The organism is Streptomyces sp. 6N223 (assembly GCF_052246635.1).
In the GTDB taxonomy this organism is placed as follows: Bacteria; Actinomycetota; Actinomycetes; order Streptomycetales; family Streptomycetaceae; genus Streptomyces.
The window spans coordinates 97,492-104,218 of the sequence record NZ_JBQQCA010000022.1 but is presented as its reverse complement, the minus strand read 5'-3'; the positions used below and the strand labels follow the sequence as shown (position 1 = coordinate 104,218).

The 6,727-nt window shown below is 72.8% G+C and carries 5 protein-coding genes; 2 read left to right on the top strand and 3 right to left on the bottom strand.

The annotated features are described in order from the left end of the window. Positions 1–25: 25 nt before the first annotated feature. Positions 26–913, bottom strand: a complete 888-nt coding sequence (ligD, locus tag ACTWQH_RS16155; RefSeq protein ID WP_443287236.1) for a non-homologous end-joining DNA ligase — start codon at positions 911–913, stop codon at positions 26–28. A gap of 44 nt (positions 914–957) precedes the next feature. Here ligD and ku point away from each other — a divergent pair, with 44 nt between their 5' ends. Next, entirely contained in the window at positions 958–1,962 is a 1,005-nt protein-coding gene (gene ku, locus ACTWQH_RS16150) for a non-homologous end joining protein Ku (protein WP_443287242.1), read from the top strand. A 5-nt stretch (positions 1,963–1,967) separates the two neighbouring features. Here ku and ACTWQH_RS16145 read toward each other — a convergent pair whose 3' ends face one another. Both ACTWQH_RS16145 and ACTWQH_RS16140 read right to left on the bottom strand, forming a co-directional pair. Further along, on the bottom strand, positions 1,968–2,828 hold the full coding sequence (locus ACTWQH_RS16145) for a 3-hydroxybutyryl-CoA dehydrogenase (protein ID WP_443287235.1): 861 nt from the start codon (positions 2,826–2,828) through the stop codon (positions 1,968–1,970). A 76-nt stretch (positions 2,829–2,904) separates the two neighbouring features. After that, complete coding sequence (locus ACTWQH_RS16140) at positions 2,905–5,187, bottom strand: WD40/YVTN/BNR-like repeat-containing protein (protein ID WP_443287241.1); 2,283 nt, start codon at positions 5,185–5,187, stop codon at positions 2,905–2,907. A 229-nt stretch (positions 5,188–5,416) separates the two neighbouring features. On the opposite strand from ACTWQH_RS16140, the gene ACTWQH_RS16135 reads away from it, so the two are divergent. Continuing rightward, positions 5,417–6,715, top strand: coding sequence for a glycoside hydrolase family 10 protein (locus ACTWQH_RS16135; protein ID WP_443287234.1), 1,299 nt, complete (start codon positions 5,417–5,419; stop codon positions 6,713–6,715). Positions 6,716–6,727: the final 12 nt, after the last annotated feature.

The window sequence follows — 6,727 nt, the reverse complement described above, 5'->3', positions numbered from 1 at the left end:
AGCACCGGGGGCGGAGCCCCCGGTGCTACCCCGGCGGCAGCGGGCGCGCCGCGGCCGGGTCCGCGAGCGGGGCCATCAGGTCGCCAGCAGCGCGCACCCGCGCCGGGATGTCGCGCAGCGTGAAGACCAGCTGGTCAGGAGAGGCACACCCTTCCACCTCCTCCCACGCCACCGGCGTGGACACCGCCGGCTCCGCCCGCGCGCGCAGCGTGTACGGCGCCGCCGTCGTCTTCCGCGCCGCGTTCTGGCTGTGGTCGATGAACACCTTCCCCGGCCGCAGCCGCTTGGCCATCGCCGCGATGGCCAGCCCCCGCAGCGCCGCGCTCGCCTCGCCCGCCAGCTCGGCGGCGTACGCCGAGGCCCGCGCCGAGGAGTCCACCGGCCGCAGCGGGCACAGCAGGTGCAGCCCCTTCGCGCCGGAGGTCTTGGCGTACGCCGTGAGCCCGTCCGCCGCCAGCCGCTCGCGCAGCCACAGCGCGACCCGGCAGCACTCGACGACCGTGGCGGGCTCCCCGGGGTCGAGGTCGAAGACCAGCCGGTCGGCCGTGCCGGGCGCGGCGGCGGTCCACTGCGGCACGTGCAGCTCGGCGACCAGGTTCGCCGCCCACACCAGCGAGGCCACGTCCTCGATCATCACCTGCCACATCGTGCCGCCCTCGGCCCGCCCGAACTCGCCCACCGTCACCCAGTCGGGCGTGCCCTGCGGCACGTGTTTGGTGAAGAAGCGCTCCCCGTCCGGGCCGTCCGGGTAGCGCAGCAGGCTCAGCGGCCGGCCCGCCAGATGAGGGAGGAGGACGTCGGCGTTGACGGCGTAGTAGTGGACGATCTCCCCCTTGGTGGTGCCGTCCGGATAGATCACCTTCTCCAGATTGGTCAGCGTGAGACGGCGGCCCTCGACTTCGACGACAGGCATACCCTGAGACTGCATGAAAGGTGCGAAAGGGGCTAATGATGCCGATGCGAACCGTGTGGAAAGGCTCGATCTCCTTCGGCCTGGTGAGCATTCCCGTCAGGGTCGTCAGCGCCACCGAGAGCCACAGCGTCTCCTTCCGCCAGATCCACACCACGGACGAGGGCAAGATCCGCTACCGGAAGGTCTGCGAGACCGAGGGCGGCCGTGAGGTGCCCGCCGAGGAGATCGGCAAGGCGTACGAGACGGCCGACGGCGGCCTCGTGCCCCTCTCCGACGCCGACCTGGCCGCGCTGCCCCTGCCCACCGCCCGGACGGTGGACATCCTCGGCTTCGTGCCGATCGAGTCCATCGACCCCTACCAGCTGGACCGCTCCTACTACCTGACCCCGGACGCGGGCGCCGCCAAGCCCTACGTGCTGCTGCGCGAGTCGCTGCGGCGTTCGGGCAAGGGCGCCATCGCCAAGCTGGCCATGCGCGGCCGGGAGAACCTGGCCCTGGTGCGCGCCCTGGAGGGGGAGGAGCAGCGGGACGTGCTGGGCATGCACACCCTGCTGTGGCCGGACGAGATACGCCCCGCCGCCGGGCTGGCGCCCACCGAGAAGGTCACGGTGCGGGACGCCGAGCTCGACCTCGCCGACACGCTGATGGACACCCTGGGCAGCGTCGAGCTAAGCGAGCTGCACGACGAGTACCGGGAGGCCGTGGACGCCCTGGTCAGCGCGAAGCTCGCGGGCACCGAGCCGGAACGCCCGCTCGAGCCCGCCGCCCCCGGGCGCGTCATCGACCTGATGTCCGCCCTGGAGGACAGCGTCAGCAGAGCGCGGCAGGCGCGCGGCGAGGGCGAGGAGGCGACCGTCTCGGAGATCGGCGAGGGTGGCGGGAAGGGTGCGGCGGGGCGCCCTGCCGGGAGGCAGGCCCCGGCGAAGAAGACGCCCGCGAAGAAGACGGCGGCCAAGAAGACGACGGCCAAGAAGACGGCGGCGAAGAAGAGCACCGCCAAGAAGGCCGCCGCCGACAAGAAGACGGGCAGCCGCAGGCGCGCCTCCTGAGCCCGCTACTCGTAGGCGTAGAACCCCGCGCCCGTCTTACGCCCCAGGCGCCCCGCCGTCACCATCCGGCGCAGCAGCGGGGGAGCGGCGTACGTCGGCTCCCGGTACTCCTCGAACATCGAGTCGGCGATCGCCGCGACCGTGTCCAGGCCGATGAGGTCGGCCAGCCTGAGCGGGCCCATGGGGTGGGCGCACCCCAGCTCCATGCCGCTGTCGATGTCCTCCCGGCTCGCCGCGCCCGCCTCGAACATCCGGATCGCCGACAGCAGATAGGGCACGAGCAGCGCGTTCACCACGAAGCCCGAGCGGTCCTGGGCCCGGATCGGGTGCTTGCCCAGCGTCCCGACCACCAGCCTCTCGGCCCGCCTGATGGTGTCCTCGCCGGTGGTGAGCGCCGGGATCAGCTCCACCAGCCGCTGCACCGGGGCGGGGTTGAAGAAGTGGATGCCGAGCACCTGGGCGGGGCGGGAGGTGGCCGTCGCCAGCCGCACCACCGGGACGGAGGAGGTGTTGGTCGCCAGGATGGCGTCCCGGCGGGTGACGACCTGGTCGAGCAGCTGGAAGATCTCCGTCTTGACCTGCTCGTTCTCCACCACGGCCTCGATCACCAGGTCGCGGTCGGCGAACCCTCCCAGGTCGGTGGTGAACGAGAGCCGGCCCAGCGTCGCGTCCCGGTCCGCCTCGGCCATCTTGCCGCGCTCGACGGCCCGGTCGAGTGAGGCCACCAGCCGGGTGCGGCCCAGCTCCAGGGCCTCCCCGGTGGTCTCCGCGACGAGGACGGCCAGCCCCGCCCGCGCGCACACCTCCGCGATGCCGGCGCCCATCTGGCCGCAGCCCACCACTCCGACCCGTTCGATGTCGGTCAACGCCCTGCCCCTTTCTGCCGGGCACGACGTTACCGGGCGGGGGAGGACCGGCCGAACGGTCCTCCCCTCGCCTGGCTCAGCTCGCGGGCTCGCCGTAGATCACGCCGCGCCCGTTGGTGCCGAGGTAGACGCGGCCGAAGACGTCCGGATCGCCGGTGATGGCGGCCCCGGTCCAGCCCCACTGGTGCTGGTCGTCGTTGATCCGCTCCCAGCTCGCCCCGGCGTCCGTCGACCGGTAGATGCCGCGTACGCCGTCCACCACGCCGTAGGCGTACAGGGCGGGGTAGCCGGCGCCGGGCGCGGGCGCGCCGAAGCCGATCGTTTCCGCCTCGATGCCCGCGACCCGGGCGAAGGTCTCGCCCGCGTCGGCCGAGTGCCACAGGCCGGTGCCGCCCGCGACCCAGATGTCGCCCCGGGCGGCGGAGGTGGTGGCGAAGTACGAGCCGCCCGCGGGCAGCCCGGTGGCGGGCGAGGCGGTGAAGGTGGCGCCGCCGTCCGCCGAGACGTAGAAGGTGCCCTGGTGGAGGCCGTAGAAGACGTCCGGGTCCACCCGGTCGGCCTCCACCCGCGCGCCCTCCGGGATGCCCCGCGAGGCGGTCCAGGACTGGCCGATGCCCCGCGTGACGTGCACCGCGCCGTTCGAGGGCGCCCACACGAAGCGGCTGCCGTCGGCCGCCGCCGCGACCGTCCCGCCGTTGACGCCCTGGGATGGGCGGGTGCCGTCGGACCAGGTGGCGCCGCCGTCGGTGGAGAACTGGATCGTGGGCGCGGTGCCCTCGCCGACGTGGGTGCCCACCCGCACCACGGTGTTCGGGGCCGACTCGGCGAAGTCCAGGCTCTGGGTGGTGCCGAAGCTGGGGAAGGAGCGGGCCGGGACCTGGCCGATGTCGGTGTGGCGGAAGCCGCCGATGTCGCCCAGCCCGCTGAGCACCTCGGTCCTGTCGCCGGGCGGCGCGGCGAGGTCGAGGACGGCCGTCTCCTCCAGGCCCTTGACCACGGGCGTGATGGTGAAGGTCTGGTCGCTGTCCCAGTTGGTGAGCTGGGTGGTGCCGTACAGCGTGGCGCCGGTGCCGTACAGCAGGCGGTCGGAGTCGAAGGGGTCGATCTCCAGGCCCTGCGTCATCCAGCCGAGCTTCGGGTTCTCCTCCGGCGGCGCGGGGCTGGCGCCGTTGTCGAGCCAGGGCACGGCGGAGACGTCCAGGGTGTAGCGGTTCTCCCGGTCCGGGTAGCTGGTGTACGACCAGGCCCGGGTCCAGGTCTCGCCGCCGTCGGTGGAGCGGAAGAACTGCGTGTCGGGCCACCACAGGCTGTACGCCGACACCATCAGCGTGCCGGGCTGCTGCCGGTCGACGGCCAGGCCGCTGAAGCCGAAGGAGCGGTCGGGGCCGGCGGGCACGGGCGAGATGTCGGTCCACGTCCCGGCGGCGGTGTCGTAACGCCACACCTCGCCGTCGCTGCCGTCGTACGGTCCGGGGTCGTTGCTCGTCGTGACGTACAGCTCGCCGGTCTCCTCGTCCAGCACGCCCTTGTGCGGCAGGAAGCCCGTCGGCGCGCCGGGCACCGGCTGCCAGGTCTGGCCGCCGTCCGTGGAGCGGTAGATGCTCCGCTGGAGGTCCGCCACCCCGGCGTAGATCGTCTGCGTCGGGCTGCCGGCCGAGCCGGTGCGCGGGTCGAAGGTGACCCAGGCGACGCCGATGATGTCGCTGAGGTAGCCGGTGCTGTCGCTCGGGTCGATGGCGTAGTCGCCGGGGTTGGGGAAGGAGGCGACCTCGCGCCAGGTCACGCCCGCGTCGGTGCTGCGCCACAGGCCCTCGCCGCTCGGGGCGCCGAAGTACAGCACGTCGTTGTCGTGGGGGTCGACCACGAGCCGTTCGCCCATGCCGCGGCCCGGCATGTTGCCGCCCACCTTGAACGGCAGCTCGGTGACCTGCCAGGTCTCTCCCCGGTCGGCGGAGCGGAGGATGGCGCCGTTGCCCGGATCCCAGTCGTTGGTGTAGGAGCCGACGGCGGCGTAGACGTTGTCGGGCTCGACGGGGTCGGTCGCGATCGACGCCACGCCGGAGTAGCCCCAGTGGTCGTTGCCGAACTCGTCCAGCAGCGGGATCCACTCCTGGCCCTGCTCGTTCCAGCGGTAGGCGCCGCCGATGTCGGTGCGGGCGTAGACGAGGTCCGGCTCGCTGCGGTTGAAGACGACGCTCGGCACGAAGCCGCCGCCGTTGATCTCGACGTTGTCCCAGGAGTACGCCGCCTGCAGGGGCTGCCCCGCCGCGCCGGCGCCCGCCCCGGTGCCCGAGTCGGAGTTCTGGTCTCCGCTGGCCGTGGACACGGTGGCCACCAACAGGCCGCCGGCCAGTGCCATGCCCGCCAGGAGGGCGGTGGCCTGTTTCCGTCTGCGCACGCTGACGCTCCTTCGGGTGGGGGTGAAAGCAGAAAGAAGTGCGTGGGAGCGCTCCCACATCTGGGCGTTCGGCTGATGCTAACTGTCGAATGTGGCTCGCATAAGGGTGTGTCACGGGGACATCGCTAGGATCTCCGGTCAGGCTGAGCGGGCATCAGACTGCCGACGATCACCGCTGGGGGTAGCACACATGGGACGAATCACCCGTAGGGGCCTGGCCGTTGCCGCCACCGGGGCGCTGACGGGGATGCTGACGCTCACTCAGGCCTCGGCCTCGGCGCAGCGTGGCGCCGCGGCCACCGACGACGCGGCCCGGGGACGCGGGCACGGCCACGGCGGCGCGGGCGGGCTGCGCGGCATGTGGATCGCCTCGGTCGCCAACATCGACTGGCCCTCCCAGCCCGGCCTGACGCCGGCCGAGGCGCGGGCGGAGCTGGACGACCTCTTCGACGTCGCCGTCGGCTGGCGGCTGAACACCGTCTTCCTCCAGGTGCGCCCGACGGCGGACGCGTTCTGGCCCTCGCCGTACGAGCCGTGGTCGGAGTGGCTCACCGGCGTACCCGGCCAGGACCCCGGCTGGGACCCGCTGGACCACGCGGTCCGCGCCGCCCACGCGCGCGGCCTGAAGCTGCACGCCTGGTTCAACCCCTATCGCGTCGCCATGCACGCCGACCCCTCCCGCCTGGCCGAGGGCCACCCGGCCAGGGAGCACCCGGAGTGGGTCGTCCCCTACGGCGGGCGGCTCTACTACAACCCCGGCATCCCCGAGGTGCGCGCCTTCGTGCAGGACGCCATGGCCGACGCCGTCGAGCGATACGCCATCGACGGCGTGCACTGGGACGACTACTTCTACCCGTACCCGGTCGCGGGCGAGACCTTCGACGACGCCGCCGCCTTCGAGGAGCACGGCGGCGGCTTCGCCGACCGGGGGGACTGGCGTCGGCACAACATCGACCTGCTGGTCACGGAGATGCGCGAGAGGGTCCGGCGGGTGCGGCCCGGAGTCCCCTTCGGCGTCAGCCCCTTCGCCATCTGGCGCAACGCCGCCACGGACCCGCTGGGGTCCGACACCCAGGGCGGGGTGGAGACCTACGACGACCTCTACGCCGACGTGCGCACCTGGGTGCGCGAGGGCTGGCTGGACTACGTCGTCCCGCAGGTCTACTGGAACATCGGATTCGCCGCCGCCGACTACGCCACGCTGGTGCCCTGGTGGTCGGAGGTGGCGGCGGGCACCGGTGTCGACCTCTACATCGGGGAGGCGCTGTACAAGGCGGGCGATCCGGCGCAGTCCGAGGCCTGGCAGGACCCGGCGGAGCTGTCCCGCCACCTGACCCTGTGCCGCGACCACCGGCAGGTGGGCGGCAACGTCTTCTACTCCGCCAAGTACGTCGCGGCCGACCCGATCGGTGCCATGTCCCGCGTGTACGAGGACCACTACAAGACGTCACGACAAGCCACATCGCGCCGGGCCGCCCCGGCCAGGTAGGGGCCCGGCGGG